A 14,891-nucleotide genomic window follows, 5' to 3' on the forward strand; every position below is an offset into this window, starting at 1 on the left:
TAGCTATGTTTTTTAATCGTGAAACAATTTGAAAAAAATTTTTTCCACAAGTTTGCGTAATAATTAATACACATAGACCATTCGCTCATTGCCACTTAAATCTTTTTTTACGATAACTTTTTTATCGGGAAAAGCGCTTTGAAAAATTTCTGTGACAGCCTGACCTTGTGCAAAACCAATTTCCAAAAAAATTTGGCCATTAGCTGCTAGAACTTTTTGCGCTTGGCTTGCCAGCTTGCGATAAAGCGCTAAACCATTATCTGCGGCAAATAACGCTGTTTTAGGTTCAAATTCCCGCACACTCTCATCCATCAACTCCCACTCACTGGCACCAATGTAAGGCGGATTGCTGATAATAATATCATACTCTTCTTTTGCCCAAGATAAAGTATCGCCTAAAATAAAATTAATTTTTGCTCCTAAGGCTTTGGCATTATCTTGTGCCACCGCTAATGTTTCTGGCACAATATCCACTGCACTAACTTGCCAATTTGCTCTAGCCAACTTTAAAGAAATGCCGATTGCACCGGTACCGGTTCCAACGTCTACCACTTTTTTCATCGTCGTTGCTTGATTTTTTTGCAAACACCAATCGACTAATTCTTCGGTCTCTGGTCGGGGGATTAATGTTGCTTCATTTACTTTAAATTTGTGTCCATAAAAATATTCATAGCCTAACAAATATTGCGGTGGCTGATTTTGCAATAATGCAGCTACATCTACTTCAATTTGTTTTTCATCTACTTTAGAGATACTTTCATTCATGTTTAACAGCCACTGAGTCTTATCCCAACCCTTACGCGCAAAAAAAACAAATTCAATACTGTAGGCTTCTTTACCAGCTGCTTTTAAAAAAGAAGAAGCTCTTAACAGAGCTTCTCGATACGTCTTAGCCATTTTGCATCTCTTCTAATTTCGATGTTTGATCGTACATGATTAAGGCATCGATAATTTCATCTAATTTACCAGCTAAAATTTGATCCAATTTTTGAATTGTTAAACCAATGCGGTGATCTGTTACCCGGTTTTGAGGGAAATTATACGTCCGAATCCGTTCAGAACGATCCCCAGTTCCTACCGCAGATTTACGCGTGGCATCGTATTCACTTTGCGCTTCGTGAGAAATTTGATCATACACTCTAGCCCGTAATACTTTCATTGCTTTTTCCCGGTTTTTTAATTGTGAGCGCTCGTCTTGCATCGCCACGACAATCCCGGTTGGAATGTGCGTCAAACGTACAGCAGAAGCCGTTTTATTAACGTGCTGTCCACCAGCACCAGACGCATGATAAATGTCTGTCCGAATGTCTTTATCAGCAATATCAATTTCAACTTCTTCTGCTTCTGGCATTACGACAACAGTCGCAGTGGAAGTGTGAATACGCCCTTGTGATTCTGTTGAAGGGACACGTTGCACCCGATGCGCACCACTTTCATATTTCAGTTTGGAATAAACGTTATCGCCAGTGATCATCATAATCACTTCTTTGTAACCGCCAATACCGGTAATATTGGCATCCATCACTTCGACTCTCCAACCTTGTGTTTCAGCGTATTTTTGATACATATTAAATAAATCACCCGCAAAAAGTGCTGCTTCATCACCGCCTGCGGCACCGCGAATTTCCATGATAATATTTTTATCGTCATTAGGATCTTTAGGTAACAATAAAATTTTGATCCGTTCTTCTAAAACTTCTTTTTCTTTTTTCAAATCACTTAGCTCTTCTTTGGCCATTTCTGCCATTTCATCGTCTAAGTTTTCGCTTAATAATTCTTCGGCATCTTTAATACCATCAACAACTTGCTTGTAACGACGGTAAACTTCCACCGTTTCTCTCGTGTTAGCTTCTTCTTTAGAAAGCTCCATAAAGCGCTGCGTATCGCTGATTACATCTGGATCACTTAGCAGCTCGCCCAATTCTTCATAACGATCTTCAATCGCCTGCAGCTGATCATACATAATTATTTTACTCCTTTATTTTCAAATAGATGTCTTACCGATAACTTCTCTTAAAAGCTACATTTTACTGGTTACTGACTCAAATTTCTGGATGGAAATAATGGTGACGGCAGACTGGATAATAGGCTTCATTGCCGCCAATCTGAACTTGGTCCCCTTCATAAACAGGTTTATCGTCAATATAATGAAGATTCATAATCGCTTTTTTATGACAGAACCAACAAATTGTTTTCATCTCTTCAATTTTGTCAGCATATAACAATAAGTATTTTGACCCTTCAAACAATTCGTTGCGAAAATCATTTTTTAAGCCAAAGGCCATCACAGGGATATTCAATTCATCCACAATTCTAGTAAAGTCCAAAACATGCTGTTTTTGCAAAAATTGTGCTTCATCAATTAACACACAGTAAGGCTTAAAATCTAAATTCGTAATTGTTTCAAAAACATTTGTCTCAGTAAAAATCGGCAGTGCATCTCTTTGCAAACCGATTCGACTTGAAACCCGCCCAACACCAGAGCGGGTATCTAAACCACTCGTCATGATGACAACAGGCTTGTCTTGTTCTTCGTAATTGTGGGCAACTTTTAAAATCTCAATAGTTTTCCCACTGTTCATTGCGCCATATTTAAAAAATAATTGTGCCATTTCACAAATTCCTCCGCTTCACTCTTTGATATTATAGCGGAAAAGGACAGCTTTTTACAGTAGGAATTTTGCGTCTTACAGGATTGAAAATTTTGCCTGTGACAAACAAAAAACCACCGCCACAAGGGACGATGGTTTTTCAGGGAGTAAGAAAATGAAAAGAAAAGTTTGTTGGGTTTGGGTTGTTTTGTTGGTATGTGTATATAATAGCCAGAAAATGTGAATAATTTATGACAAGAATTTGGTAAATTCATACCTTTTTTCTAACGATGCGTTTTAAATTTCCACAAGATAATTTCAATTTTTTGATTACGGTGGAGAAATCGAGGTTCCTGCCCCCAATTTTCTGCTTCTCTGCTATACTTAAGACGAGCTTAATTATTTATCCAAAGGAGTTTTTTATGAGTATAATGCGGGTGCTGCGGCAAAAACTGCGCCGAGCACGTTTTTTTATCGCTGGCAATGTTTCTTCCATTCAGATTATCGTCAGCTATTATTTATTAATGACACTAATTTCATTGCTGCTTTTTTATTTACCTATTTTTCGTCAGCCAAATGTCCACGTTCCTTTTTTAGATATGTTTTTTATGGCCATTAGCACTGTCAGTGTGACGGGACTAACAACTTTTGATATCAATCACGTCTTTAATGAAAATGGCGTCATATTGTTGGAAGTTTTATTCCAGATTGGCGGTCTCGGAATTATGATGATTTCAACTTTCTTCTTTATTATTTCCCGCCGCAAAATTTCGCTTAAACAACGACAGCTGATTATGACGGATATGAATCAGCCCCGTCTTAGTGGTATTGTCCGGTTAATTCGGATTACCTTTACTATGATTTTGGTTTTTCAAGTTAGCTTTGGTTTATTGTTTGCTTTTTACTTTTTATGGCAAGGTTACTATCAAACCCTAGGCGACGCAGTGTTTTATGGCTTTTATCAAGCCATTTCGGCTGTTACAAACTCTGGTTTTGATGTCACAGGAGATTCAATTATGCCTTTTGCCAACGACTATCCTTTTTTGATCGTCATTATGTTTTTAATTTTTATTGGCGGGATTGGCTTTCCTGTTTTAATGGATTTTTACGAGTGGATTTTATACCGGCGCAAAAAAATGCAACGACGTCTGCCTTTTCGCTTTTCCCTCTTTACTAAAATTGCTGTGTTAGCCTTTGTTATTTTGTTTGTTGGTGGGACCCTGATTATTTACTTATTGGAAAGAGATCACTTATTTGCAGGAATTGATCCATTGGGACGCTTTATTAATAGTATGTTTTACTCCATGACTACCCGTAACGCGGGGTTACAGATCCACGACTTAGGTGAGTTTCAAGTGACAACTTTAATCATCTTTTCACTCCTGATGTTTATTGGCTGTAGTCCTAGTTCTGTCGGAGGCGGTGTGCGAACGACGACCATTGCCATTATCGGGTTATACATGACTTCATTTTTAAAAAGCGAAGATAATATTAATATTTTTGGCCGCCGAATAAGTGATGCGGATGTCCGTAAATCAGTCGTCGTTTTTATGCTTTCTTTAGCCATGTGCTTTTTTAGTGTCTTATTGCTAAGCGCCACTGAAAAACAATCGCTAATCGCCATTATTGTCGAAGTGACTTCAGCTTTTGGGACAACCGGCTTATCGCTTGGCATAACCTCTGACTTATCCGTTGTAGGAAAAATTGTCATTGCTTTATTAATGTTTATCGGCCGCATTGGTATGTTGTATACCTTGTTACTCTTTATTCCAAAAGAAACTCGCGACCAAGGTTACGAGTACCCGACTGAACAAATCATTATTGGGTAAAGTAAAAAAATTCGATTAGAAACATTCTGCTTGAAGCAGTCAAAATAAATCGTGTAACGTCTAAAATTTTCACCTGAATAAATCACTTACCGCAAAAATATCTATAACGAGCTTTTCAAACTAAACCTCAGCTACAATAAGCTAAGCTATTTGGTCTTATTGTTAAAAGCTAAGCAAGTTTGCAAAGCTTTTTTGCATTTTTGCAGGATTTTACCGCGTTACTTAGTTTTGTTGTTGTGATAACGGCAGTATCTGCGACTAAAATTTAAGAAAAAGCAAAGGTGTTACCGTAAATTATTCAGACTATGGTATGATAAGTTGGATTTATAAAACGTAACGTCAGTTTAACTAAAAGGAGCAACAGAATTTATGAGCTTACGTAGTCACTTGGCGATATTTGCCGGTAAAAGTGCCCAATGGGTTTTAAAAACCTTTTTCAAAGGTGGTTCCAGCTATCCAGGACAATTGGCCCTAAAAATTGATCCCAATGTTTTAGATCACTATTCTGATCTTTACGAAGTGGTAGTCGTGACCGGGACAAACGGTAAAACACTTACGACTGCTTTAACTGTTAATATTTTAAAACAACAATTTGATGAGGTGTTGACCAACCCGACAGGTGCCAACATGGTACAAGGGATTGTTTCAACTTTTTTATCTGCCAAGCCAAAGAAAAATCAAAAAAACTTTGCTGTCCTAGAAATCGATGAAGCCAGTCTTAGTAAGGTAACCGCTTATATCAAGCCTGAATTATTTGTTTTCACGAATATCTTCCGCGACCAAATGGACCGCTATGGGGAAATTTATACGACCTATCGTCTGATTGTCGAAGGAGCTGAAAAATCACCGAATGCGCCGATTTTGTGCAATGGCGATTCACCGATTTTTAATTCTGTGGATACCGTCAATCCCCGTAAATATTACGGCTTTGATCACTTACCTGATAAAGAACAAATGGCCCACTATAATACCGATGGTGTCTTGTGTCCGCAATGTCACCACATTTTGCACTACAAAATGATTACCTATGCTAACTTAGGTAAATATTATTGTCCCAACTGTGGTTTTCATCGACCAAAATTGGATTACAAATTGACTAAAATGTTAGCCATGGATAATACTTCAGCGGATTTTATCATCGACGGACATGAATACGGTATCGAAGTTGGCGGAATGTACAATGTCTATAATGCTTTAGCAGCAACTGCTGTAGCAGAATATTACGATGTTCCAGCAGAAAAAATCAAAGCTGGTCTTGGTTATGATGAAAAAGTTTTTGGCCGCCAAGAAATAATTGAAATCGACGGCAAGAAATGTACCTTAGTATTAGTAAAAAATCCCGTTGGTCTAAATCAAGTCATTGATATGATTGGTCTTTCACCTTACTCTTTTTCCCTTGTGGCCTTATTAAACGCCAATTATGCAGACGGAATTGATGTCAGCTGGATTTGGGATGGTAATCATGAAGCCTTTGCCCAAATGGATATCCCAGCAGTCATTGCCGGCGGCGAGCGCCACAAAGATATGGCATTACGCTTAAAAGTGGCGGGTATTCAAGAAGATAAATTAACCGAAACCAAAGACTTAGATGAAGTCATTGAAGATATTAAGAAATTACCAACAGAAAATGTTTATATTTTGGCAACCTACACTGCAGTGTTACAATTACGAAAAAAATTAGCAGAAAAAGGTTACATTAAAGGAGGAATGGATCGTGGCTGATTATGAATTAACATTGGCCCATCTATACGGCAACCTGTTGAACACTTACGGCGACAACGGCAACTTATTGGTGTTACAATATTTAGCAAAAAAAATGGGCATTCAATTGGACACAGAGATTGTTAGTATCCACGAAAAATTTGATCCTGCCAAATACGATCTCGTCTTTTTTGGCGGCGGACAAGATTTTGAACAGTTAATTGTCTCTGAAGATATTCAAAATAAAAAAGCAGATTTAACAGATTACATCGAAAATGATGGTATCATGTTAGCTATTTGTGGTGGCTATCAATTATTGGGTCATTATTACATGGGAGCTAACGGCGAAAAAATCAAAGGAATTGGCGCGTTAGATCACTACACGTTAAGTCAGGAAAATAATCGTTTTATTGGCGACATTGTCATTCACAATGAAGAATTCGATGAAACTTACTACGGCTTTGAAAACCACAACGGACGGACTTTTTTAGGCGCAGGGGAAAAACCTTTAGGCAAAATCGTTGAAGGAAAAGGCAATAACGGCGAAGATCAAACAGAAGGTGTCATCTACCGCAATGTTTACGGTTCTTATTTCCATGGACCTATCCTAGCTCGCAATGAAAAACTAGCTTACCGCTTATTAAAAACAGCTTTAGAAAAAAAATACGATGCGATCACTGTCCCCTCATTAGCAGAAATTGCTTAATACGAACAAAAAATGAGGTCACAACCAAAGTGTTCCGTTACTTATAATAAACGCTGTTTATGCGCAAAAAAAGGTGTGACAATTTTATGTCACACCTTTTTTATTGACCTAACACGAGCGCATATCGACTTTTTGTAATAACTTGCCGCTCGTTACAATTTCTCTTGCGGTCTCTTTTAACTGACCTGCTTTGACTTCGTAAAGACTAAAACCCGCGTGTTGAACAAAGCGAACAATTCCATCGCCTTCATCTTGTCCCAAAAAGGAAAGACCATCGGCGGTATAGTAAGGAATTTGACCGACAGTTTTGTGATAATGGTAATGCGTATGGCCATTTAAAACGGCTAAAATAGTGTAACGTTTTAAAATTTGCCACAATTGATCAGACTGGGGTAAATTTAACGTTGCATATTGTTCTGCAATTAAATGGTGATGAGTCATAAATAAAACGGGCTTATCTTGGTGCGCTGAAAGAACTTCTTCTAACCAATTTAACTGAGCTTTATCAATCGTCCCGTCTGCATTACCATAAACAGAAGTATCAAATGACACTAAATAAAACGGATCAAATTCAGAAACGAAATTATAGTAGTTTGAAGAAGGCGCGTTTTTTAGCCACCCTTGATAAAAATTTTCTTTGATATCATGGTTACCTAATGTGACCATAACAGGTGTATCAGGAAACTTTTTGGTAAAATACTCGCGCAAAAAGCGATAATCAGCAATTTGACCATCTTCGGTTAAATCGCCAGTAAGCAAGACTAAATCAATAGCTGTCATTTCTTTGGCCTTTTCAATCGCACGATCTAAATAGGTCAAGGGATTCTCCATTTTTGTCAACATTGCTTGATAACCTGTGGTAGCTGGCAAATAATGACTACGGTAATGCAAATCAGAGAGTTGTAAAATTTTCATTAGCGTAACTTCCTACGAATCCAGCCAGTGAATAAGTCTAAGCTAAAGACGGTTACCACGACTCCTAATAAAATAATACTAACGCGATCCCAACTCCGCGTTTGAATTGCAAATATCAAAGGTGCCCCAATTCCGCCGGCACCTACCAAACCTAAAGTTGCGGCACTTCGCACGGCGATTTCAAAATGATTTAAAGACAGTGAACTATAGATTGGTAATAAATATGGTATACGCACAGAGAAAACAATTTGCCAAAAATTAGCACCAATCGCTGCTGCATCCTCAATCAAAGCCTCATCCATCCCTTCGGCTTCTTCGGTAAATAATTTTCCTAACATGCCAATTTGATGCACGCCGATTGCCATTACCCCAGCAAAGGGTCCTGGACCAACGACTTTAACGAAAATAATAGCGTAAACGAGTTCAGGAAAAGCCCGCAAAACGTTACAAATAAATTTACCAATTTTGGCTACCCAAGGATAATTTTGCCATAAATTGCTGGCACTAATTAAAGTTAAAGGTAATGCCAAAATCGTTGCGATAAAAGTGCCCAAAAAAGCAATCCCAATCGTAAGCAACAATAAGCTAAGCAAATCTTCTCCACTGCCATCATATAAGTAGTGCCAATCAGGATGGGCTAGCCCTTGTATTACTTCTGCTCCCATTGCAAAAGAAAATGTTTTTAAGCTGCTGTAGTCAATTCCTGAGGCTGAATAAATCACTAAAGCTAAAAGTAGCAGCACAAAAAAATATGTTTTTTTGCTAACTTGACTAAGTATCATCCTAATCTCCTCCTAACTGCTTCACTTAAACCATCCACAATGGCCACCACCACAAAAATCGTCAAAATTATAATGGATACGCGATCGTAACGCATAAGCGCTAATGATGAATTCAAAATAACACCAAGCCCACCAGCGCCCACATATCCCAACACGGTCGAAGCCCGTACGTTTACTTCAAAGGCATAAAAAGTATAGCTGATAATTTGGTTAATGACTTGCGGTGTAACCGACCAAATAGCCACTTGCATTTTGTTGGCACCAACTGCCTCATTGGCTTCAATTGGGCCAAAATCAATTGTTTCAATTGCTTGAAAAATCAACTGGGAAACCATCCCGAAGGTAAAAACGGCAATCGTTAGTACCCCTGTTGCCTCACCAATACCAAAAATGGCAACAAATAAAGCGGCCAATAATAAATTGGGAATCGTGCGGATCACGCCTAAGAAAAAGCGGATGATATAAGATAAAAGACGTTTTTTTGTCACAACGTGAGTCGCTAAAAAACTAATCGGAACGGCAAATAGAACACCTAAAAAAGTGCCCAAAACAGACATCTGCAATGTTTTGAGTAGTGGCGTTACAAGACTTGGTAAATAGCTAAAGTCAGGTTTTAAAAAGCGGGCTAAAAAAAGGGCCATCTGATTAGAATTTTGAAATACCGCCTGAAAATTAGCGTCAGTTAAAAGGATACTGCCTTGTAAACACAGCAGTAGCACAATTATTACAAATAAATGTTTGTACCAATTAAAATGGACGGTATCTTTAATTTGCATTTTCTCCCACTTCCTTTTCGTACGCTTTCCCATAGATTTCACTAAGACGTTGTTCCGTCAGTTTTTGTGCAACATCATCAAAAACAATTTCACCACTTTTTAAAGCAATAATTCTACTGGCATATGCTTTTGCCAAAGAGACAGAGTGAATATTCACAATAATTGTCTTATTTAAGTTTTGGTTGATTTCTTTTAAATCTCCCATCACTTTTTCAGATGTAACCGGATCAAGAGATGCCACCGGTTCATCAGCTAAAATAATGTCAGCTTGCTGCACTAAGGCTCGTGCAATTAAAACGCGCTGCTGCTGACCACCACTTAATTCATCACTTCGGGTGTGCAATTTATCAGATAATCCGACTTGACTTAAAGCTGTTGCTGTTTTTTCATAGTCGGCTTTTGTAAACAAACCAAAGATACTTTTCCAAGTAGAATAATAGCCAAGACGACCGGATAATACGTTTTTTTGGACTGTACTGCGTTTAACCAAATTGAAACTTTGTGAGATTAACCCAATATTGCGACGGATTTCCCGCAATTTTTTCTTATTGGCGTTTGTAATCGATTCACCATTAATGATAATTTCACCAGCAGTCGTTGTGACCAGACGATTGATAGACCGCAAGAGGGTACTTTTCCCAGCACCACTCAATCCGATAATGGCAACAAATTCACCATCGGCAATCGTTAAATTAATATCCGTTAAGCCTTTGACACCATTCGGGTAGACTTTAGCAACATTTTTAAATTCAATCATATTTTTAACTCCTAAATTAGATATCGAAATTCTTCCAAAAGACAACTTGAAGCACATTTTTTTCTAACTGAAAAACGCTTTGACTCTATAATTCTACGAGTAAAAAAGCCAGCTCCTAAGAACCGGCAATTTGTTTACTCAGAAGCTTTTTTCGTGTATTCGCGAATTGTATCATAGGCACTATCAGCAGCTTCTTGATAGCCTTTGTGCCCCCATAAAGCCATCGCTTCTTGTCCGGCTTCATCTTTTGGCATATTCAAAAAGACATCTTTAATTTCTTGTTTCAATTTCGTGTCCATTTTAGGCTGCACCGCAATCGCATCGTTAGGAATATCACCTGTGGTTAAATATAAAACCCGTAAATCTTTCATAATATCCTGATCACTGAATTTTGAAGCAAATACATTACGCGCACCTTCAAAAACAAAGGCTGCATCCATTTGACCGTTTAATACAGCTGTCATTTCACTTGGAATATCATTGACCGTTGTAACAGTAGCATCTTTGGTTGGGTCAACACCGGCCTCTTTTAATTCAGCTACCGGGTAAATATAGCCACTAGCTGAATTCGGACTTAAAGTAGCAATTTTCTTTCCTTTTAAGTCTGTCAAATCCTTTAAGTTGCTATCAGCTTTAACTAAAATTTCACCTTTAAAAGTATTGGTTAATTTATCTGTTGGTAAACCTGTTTTTCTATCGTAAGCACCCAATTGAGAGGTCAACACTGCTTCTGCTGCATCCATATCTTTTGCTTGCACATAAGCCGCTGGCGGCATAATTCCTACATCAACTTGACCTGAGGCCATCGCTTCAACAATCGTAGAATAATCTGTTGCCAGAGTAACAGTCACATCTTTATCAAGTTTTTTTGATAAATACGCAGCAAATGGTTTTGTTTTAGCTTCCATAGAACCATCATTATTCGTTGGAACAAATTGCACCACCAATTTTTCTTTTGTGTCCCCTTGTGCCTTTTGTTCATTACCACACCCTGTAAGACCGACTAAAATTCCTAGTGTTAAAAGACCGGTTGCCAACATTTTGAAACGCATGTTTTCTCCTCCTATTGGAAAATGATTTATATTGCCCCCACATAATAGCAAGAATTATCTCAAACAAAAATGACCTGTGTCACTTTGCAGGTAATTTTTTTGTAAATTTTAAGTAAAACCCGAACATTATCTTTACATCACTTGGAAAAAGGATGCTTTTTTACTCATTTGCCGTTATAATCAAAAATAACAAAACACTCATTTGAGAAAGGAAGCTTTTATGAAACAGCTATTTGATAAAAGCCAGTTAAAAGAAGCAATTGCAACCAATAATTTACAAGATTATTTAAGTACAGATTTACTTTCAATTGCAACTTTATGTACCTTTGAAAAAGATGAAGATCTCATTCAAGCGGGAACAGCTTCGAAGTACCTATATTTTCTAGTGGAAGGAAGTGCGATGGTCTATTCATTTACCTACGATACACAAAACATTTGTATCAATTACTGCTATGAAGCAACCATTATCGGAGAAGCCTCTTCTTTGTGGGAAACAACACCCAGTAGCAGCGTTAAAGCCATGACCCCTTGCACTTGTGTTTGCATTAACTTGAAGCAATACCGGTCTATTTTGCAAAATGATTTGCGCTTTTTAAAACATACCTGTCAGCTGCTTAGCTACCGCTTAAACACAGGGATTAATCTGGCCAATTCCTTAAGTGAACCCGTCGAAACTAGACTAGCCCGTTTTATTTTAGAACATGAAAAAGATGAACTTTTTTCTTTCCAACTTAATAATTGTGCGGCTATTTTAAATGTTAGTTACCGTCATTTGCTGCGCACCATGACTAATTTTAAAGATCAGGGCATTTTGCAAAAAGTTCGCGGTGGCTACCGAATTTTAAAACGCAGTCAGTTACTTGCCCTGACTGCTTGAATTTACACTTGGTATCTAGCTAGGCAGTAATTTTTTTCGTCATATTTTACTGTATGAAGCAACAAAATAATTTGCGCCATTACCAAAAATGAGTAAGCTATTTTTAAGCCGAATTTGCTTTAAGAAGTGGTAAAATCAATTGAAGTCTAATAACCTAAAATCAAATTATCGAAGGGAAAAACTAGTAAATGAAACCTACACTTGCTGATGACATTAATACTTTAGCTGCCTTTTGTACGCTGCGGGATATTCCAGCTTTAACACAAGCTAATTTGCAGATAGCTTATAATTTTCCCCAGGCAGATGCCTTCGTTTTATTTGGCGGCACTATTCTAGCTGGTATTGAACCTTTAGTAACTGCGATGAAAAACCAAGTCGCAAAAAAGTATCTGATTGTCGGCGGACAAGGCCATACAACTGATGCGCTGCGGGATAAAATAAGGCAAGCATATCCGATGATTGCAACAGACAAGAGTGAAGCAGAAATGTTTAATGACATTTTGTATCTAAAATTAGGCCAAACTGCGGACTACTTAGAAGTTCAATCAACGAATTGCGGCAATAATATCACCAATCTATTGAAACTATTGACCAAAAACAAACTGCCAAAAAAATCACTTATTTTATCCCAAGATGCGACCATGCAACGTCGAATGAGTGCTACGCTAGAAAAATTCGCACCTCAAACAACAATTATTAATTATGCCAGTTATACAATCCAGACAAAAATTGAAAATAAACAATTACAATTTGACCAATCTCTTTTAGGTATGTGGGAAATGGAGCAATACATTACATTGTTATTAGGTGAAATTAGTAGATTGCAAAATACACCATCTGGCTATGGACCTTTAGGCAAAGATTTTATTGCCCCTGTTTTTATACCAGAAGATGTACTGGCTGCTTTTCACCGGGTTGCACAAGCATTTCCTAATAAAATCCGCACGGCTAATTCTGCTTATGCTAAAGAATTAGCGGAATAAGCTTTAGCAAAAAACAGTAACTAAAACTATAACGCATCACTTCTATCACTAAGGAGGCTATTATGAAAGGAATTTTGTTTGATTTTAACGGCACCTTGATTAACGACACGCAAAAGCACGAAGAAGCTTGGCAGGCTTTTATCACTAAAGTCACAGGGTCCCCTGTTTCCAAAGGGGATTTTGCCAAGTATTTTCACGGTAAAAATGCACAACATACCTTAGAACATGTTTTCAAACGACCTTTAACAGCTCAAGAAGTTGCAGACTATGCCGAAGAAAAAGAAGCTTTATATCGCGCGCTTTGTTTGGCTGATCCAAATTACAGCCTCTTAAAAGGAGTCCCCGAATTTTTGACTTTATTGCAAAAAGAACAAATTCCCTTTACAATTGCCACTGCTTCGGGAAAAACAAATTTGGATTTTTATTTTGATACTTTGAATTTAAATCAGTGGTTCCAACTGGATAAAGTAGTCTATGATGACGGCAAAATGATTAGTAAACCTGACCCTGATCCATATTTAAAAGGAGCTGCTCGCCTTAGGTTACTCCCATCAGAATGTGTCATTTTTGAAGATGCACCCGTTGGTCTTTTAAGTGCATATAATGCAGCTGCAGCTCAAATTGTAGCTGTCGCTACTTCTGAAACAAAAGATTCGCTTGCTAAATTACCCGGCGTTTCCCTAATAGTGGCAGATTTTACTGATCCTGCCCTAACTGTCTTAATCGACCAATTCACAAAAAAAAGCTGAGGAAACCCTTCAAGTTCAGCCATAGTCAAAAAATAGATCCGCTCTTATTTGCCCACCTTGCAATTGTGGTCTTCACAAATATTACTATCTAAGATAATAAATACGATTTTTTTGTATTGTAAAAAATGTGACCTCTGCTTTATAAAAAAAATCAGCGGACTGATTGTTTATAATCAGTCCGCTGATTTTTTTATTTATTCCCACTGTGCTGTCACACTGACGCCAAAATGATCACTAACAATTGGCGTTTTATCCCCATTAAATAAGACTTCATGACTTAAAACTGTAAATTCTGGCGTTAAAAAGATATAATCAATTCTTTCCCCATTACTTTTTTCCCAACCGGCAATCTGGGCTAGGGTCGTTTCTTGACCACTCTTTTTCTTGGCGGCATAAAAACTATCTTGTAGCTGCCAATTACTTTCCATGATTTGCTTATACCCTTTTGTATTAGCCGGGTTATTAAAATCTCCCATTAAAACGAGCGGATGAGAATGATCTGCTAAAAAAGCTTGGACTTGCTCCCATTCAAAGGAAAATCCTTCTTGCCACCATGAAAAATGACCACTGAGCACTTGTACCAATTTACCTTCCACTGCAGTTAAGGCAGTCAAAATCCTGCGCGTGTGGTAATCTGTCACATCTTTTGTTTGAGATACCAATGTATCTTGGGCGATAAAAGGTTCTTTGGCTAAAATTGCCACCCCTTCATCAAAACGGTCATAGCCGATATGGTTATAACACCAAGACCAATAATACTCCTTATCCAAACATTGCAATTGTTCTTGCAGACGCAAAGCAAAATTATCTTCACGAATAATGACGTCTGTGTTACTAGGAATAAACCAATCATCTAAAAAAGCCTTCTCACTTGTCATCAACTGATTGACCTCTTGCAAACAAATAACATCGTAGTCATTTGTAGCAATATTTTCAGCGAGGTGGGCCAATTTTTCGGTTTGATTTTCTTCCAACCAACTATGACAATTTAAAGTTAAAAATTTCATTTTAATACTCCTATCTTGCTACTTGTTCCAAGAATAACATACTTTTCCTTCAAAAAAAGTTGCAGACCACATCAGACAATAAGAAAAGCTGGATAAACTCCTTCAACTTGCTAGTGATCCGGCGAGACTTCAATAAATTGTTTCCCAAATTTCTTTAAATTTCGCC

At 37.7% G+C, this 14,891-nt stretch carries 15 protein-coding genes; 6 read left to right on the top strand and 9 right to left on the bottom strand.

All coding sequences use genetic code 11. The annotated features are described in order from the left end of the window. Window positions 1-63: 63 nt before the first annotated feature. The 3 genes from prmC to P3T75_RS11105 all read right to left on the bottom strand — a co-directional run bounded on the left by prmC (window position 64) and on the right by P3T75_RS11105 (window position 2,612). A complete protein-coding gene (gene prmC, locus P3T75_RS11095; protein WP_282461623.1) occupies window positions 64-897 on the bottom strand; it encodes a peptide chain release factor N(5)-glutamine methyltransferase in 834 nt (277 codons plus the stop codon). Further along, window positions 890-1,963 (bottom strand): peptide chain release factor 1, encoded by a 1,074-nt coding sequence (gene prfA / locus P3T75_RS11100; protein WP_206902314.1) that lies wholly within the window; start codon window positions 1,961-1,963, stop codon window positions 890-892. Before prfA ends, prmC begins: the two co-directional genes overlap by 8 nt. A gap of 79 nt (window positions 1,964-2,042) precedes the next feature. Continuing rightward, window positions 2,043-2,612, bottom strand: coding sequence for a thymidine kinase (locus P3T75_RS11105; protein WP_206902313.1), 570 nt, complete (start codon window positions 2,610-2,612; stop codon window positions 2,043-2,045). A 410-nt stretch (window positions 2,613-3,022) separates the two neighbouring features. Here P3T75_RS11105 and P3T75_RS11110 point away from each other — a divergent pair, with 410 nt between their 5' ends. The 3 genes from P3T75_RS11110 to P3T75_RS11120 all read left to right on the top strand — a co-directional run bounded on the left by P3T75_RS11110 (window position 3,023) and on the right by P3T75_RS11120 (window position 6,827). Beyond that, window positions 3,023-4,420, top strand: coding sequence for a TrkH family potassium uptake protein (locus P3T75_RS11110; RefSeq protein ID WP_407649846.1), 1,398 nt, complete (start codon window positions 3,023-3,025; stop codon window positions 4,418-4,420). Window positions 4,421-4,789: 369 nt separating this feature from the next. Next, window positions 4,790-6,142, top strand: a complete 1,353-nt coding sequence (locus tag P3T75_RS11115; RefSeq protein WP_206902311.1) for a Mur ligase family protein — start codon at window positions 4,790-4,792, stop codon at window positions 6,140-6,142. Further along, on the top strand, window positions 6,135-6,827 hold the full coding sequence (locus tag P3T75_RS11120) for a type 1 glutamine amidotransferase (protein WP_282461625.1): 693 nt from the start codon (window positions 6,135-6,137) through the stop codon (window positions 6,825-6,827). The genes P3T75_RS11115 and P3T75_RS11120 overlap by 8 nt, the downstream gene beginning before the upstream one ends. Window positions 6,828-6,935: 108 nt before the next feature. Here the strand turns inward: P3T75_RS11120 and P3T75_RS11125 are convergent, their stop codons facing one another. The 5 genes from P3T75_RS11125 to P3T75_RS11145 form a co-directional block, all read right to left on the bottom strand. After that, a complete protein-coding gene (locus P3T75_RS11125; protein ID WP_282461626.1) occupies window positions 6,936-7,742 on the bottom strand; it encodes a metallophosphoesterase family protein in 807 nt (268 codons plus the stop codon). Further along, window positions 7,742-8,524, bottom strand: coding sequence for a phosphonate ABC transporter, permease protein PhnE (gene phnE / locus P3T75_RS11130; RefSeq protein ID WP_282461627.1), 783 nt, complete (start codon window positions 8,522-8,524; stop codon window positions 7,742-7,744). Before phnE (P3T75_RS11130) ends, P3T75_RS11125 begins: the two co-directional genes overlap by 1 nt. Beyond that, the gene (phnE, locus tag P3T75_RS11135; protein WP_282461628.1) at window positions 8,521-9,300 is read right to left on the bottom strand and encodes a phosphonate ABC transporter, permease protein PhnE; all 780 of its coding nucleotides are present in this window, start codon (window positions 9,298-9,300) and stop codon (window positions 8,521-8,523) included. Before phnE (P3T75_RS11135) ends, phnE (P3T75_RS11130) begins: the two co-directional genes overlap by 4 nt. Beyond that, window positions 9,290-10,057: a phosphonate ABC transporter ATP-binding protein gene (gene phnC, locus P3T75_RS11140; protein WP_282461629.1), complete on the bottom strand. Its 768-nt coding sequence runs from the start codon at window positions 10,055-10,057 to the stop codon at window positions 9,290-9,292. The genes phnE (P3T75_RS11135) and phnC overlap by 11 nt, the downstream gene beginning before the upstream one ends. 134 nt (window positions 10,058-10,191) lie before the next feature. Further along, entirely contained in the window at window positions 10,192-11,109 is a 918-nt protein-coding gene (locus P3T75_RS11145) for a phosphate/phosphite/phosphonate ABC transporter substrate-binding protein (protein WP_282461630.1), read from the bottom strand. Window positions 11,110-11,329: 220 nt separating this feature from the next. Here P3T75_RS11145 and P3T75_RS11150 point away from each other — a divergent pair, with 220 nt between their 5' ends. The 3 genes from P3T75_RS11150 to P3T75_RS11160 all read left to right on the top strand — a co-directional run bounded on the left by P3T75_RS11150 (window position 11,330) and on the right by P3T75_RS11160 (window position 13,718). After that, entirely contained in the window at window positions 11,330-11,986 is a 657-nt protein-coding gene (locus tag P3T75_RS11150; RefSeq protein ID WP_206902304.1) for a cyclic nucleotide-binding domain-containing protein, read from the top strand. Window positions 11,987-12,174: 188 nt separating this feature from the next. Further along, window positions 12,175-12,969, top strand: coding sequence for a hypothetical protein (locus P3T75_RS11155; RefSeq protein ID WP_282461631.1), 795 nt, complete (start codon window positions 12,175-12,177; stop codon window positions 12,967-12,969). Window positions 12,970-13,031: 62 nt separating this feature from the next. After that, window positions 13,032-13,718, top strand: coding sequence for an HAD family hydrolase (locus tag P3T75_RS11160; RefSeq protein ID WP_206902302.1), 687 nt, complete (start codon window positions 13,032-13,034; stop codon window positions 13,716-13,718). Between the two features lie 194 nt (window positions 13,719-13,912). On the opposite strand, the gene P3T75_RS11165 is transcribed toward P3T75_RS11160, so the two are convergent. Further along, window positions 13,913-14,725 (bottom strand): endonuclease/exonuclease/phosphatase family protein, encoded by an 813-nt coding sequence (locus P3T75_RS11165; protein ID WP_206902301.1) that lies wholly within the window; start codon window positions 14,723-14,725, stop codon window positions 13,913-13,915. Between the last annotated feature and the right edge of the window lie 166 nt (window positions 14,726-14,891).

It is taken from the genome of Enterococcus montenegrensis, from assembly GCF_029983095.1.
In the GTDB taxonomy this organism is placed as follows: Bacteria; Bacillota; Bacilli; order Lactobacillales; family Enterococcaceae; genus Enterococcus_C; species Enterococcus_C montenegrensis.